This window comes from Rhodococcus sp. EPR-157, assembly GCF_001647195.1.
Taxonomy (GTDB): Bacteria; Actinomycetota; Actinomycetes; order Mycobacteriales; family Mycobacteriaceae; genus Rhodococcoides.
Map to the genome: position 1 here is coordinate 1 of NZ_LVCV01000157.1, position 1,140 is coordinate 1,140.

Consider the following 1,140-nt stretch of genomic DNA (forward strand, 5'->3'; position numbering starts at 1 on the left):
TTCGAATGGAACTCGTGGAGTGAAGCCTACCTCCCGGCACGATGTGTCCAGCAGTGAACGAAGCTGGAATCGAGGAGGGCTGGCCACGAACGGTTCGTCGGCCAACTCGGTGATATCGATCTGGGTGCGGTCTGCGAACGGGTGAGTAGTCGGAACGTGCAGAAGGAGGCGTTGGCTGCCGAGGACGGTCGCGTCGAGGTCGTCGGGCGGCGGGATCACCACGGCAACGTCGAGCCGGCCGTCCCGGATCATCTCGGCCAGGGCCACGCCGTGCGCTTGTGCGAGGTGGACCCGGATGCGAGGGGCGCAGTCGTGAAAGCCGGCAAGGAGCGACCCGACGGACTGCGGTCCGAGCGTGAGTGGGAATCCGAATCGAACCAGTCCACTCTCTGGGTCGGCATCGGCGCGCACCGCGGCCAGAGCGTAGTCGAGTTCCCTCATTACATGGTGGGTGCGCTCGTACAGTTCGCGGCCCGACGTGGTGAGTGCGACCCCGCGGCCGGCAGGTTGCAGCAGCGCGAACCCGAGGATCTTCTCCAGCGCGCGTACCCGCCTGCTGACGGACGACTGGGGTACATCGAGCACCTCGGCAGCGCGCGTGAGTAGTCCTTCGGTGGCAACGGCATCGAATGCGGCGAGCAGCGGGGCAGCGGACTCGACGCGGGAGTTCGTGAACTCATCCATTTTCGGATGATATATCCATCGATATCTCATTGGACGGATGATTCGCGTTCGAGCGACGATGAATGCCATGAACTCGCAGGCGGAAATTCTGGACGTGGCGCTCATCGGGGGCGGAATCATGTCGACGACGCTCGGTGCATTGATCGGTACCGTGCTGCCGAACAGGTCGATTGCGCTCTTCGAGCGGCTGGACCATCTGGCCGGCGAGAGTTCCGGGCCGTGGAAGAATGCGGGGACCGGGCACGCGGGACTGTGCGAACTCAACTACATGCCCGATCCCGAGGATCCCACCAGAGCCGAGCAGATCGCTCGCCAATTCCACGTCTCGCGCCAGTTCTGGTCTGCGCTCCCCACTCTGAATTCGTCGTTCCTGAATTCGTCGTTCCTGAATGCGACGCCGCACATGAACGTTGTTTTCGGAGACACCGATATCGAGTACCTGCGTCGTCGGTGGTC

General features: G+C 63.2%; 2 protein-coding genes. One reads left to right on the forward strand and one right to left on the reverse strand.

Features of this window, described 5'->3' with window-relative positions:
• Positions 1–684: LysR family transcriptional regulator (locus A2J03_RS06405; protein WP_068370980.1), on the reverse strand; the 684-nt coding region annotated here is incomplete at its 3' end.
• A 67-nt stretch (positions 685–751) separates the two neighbouring features.
• Between A2J03_RS06405 and A2J03_RS06410 the strand changes: the two genes are divergently transcribed.
• Positions 752–1,140: malate:quinone oxidoreductase (locus A2J03_RS06410; protein WP_231912393.1), on the forward strand; the 389-nt coding region annotated here is incomplete at its 3' end.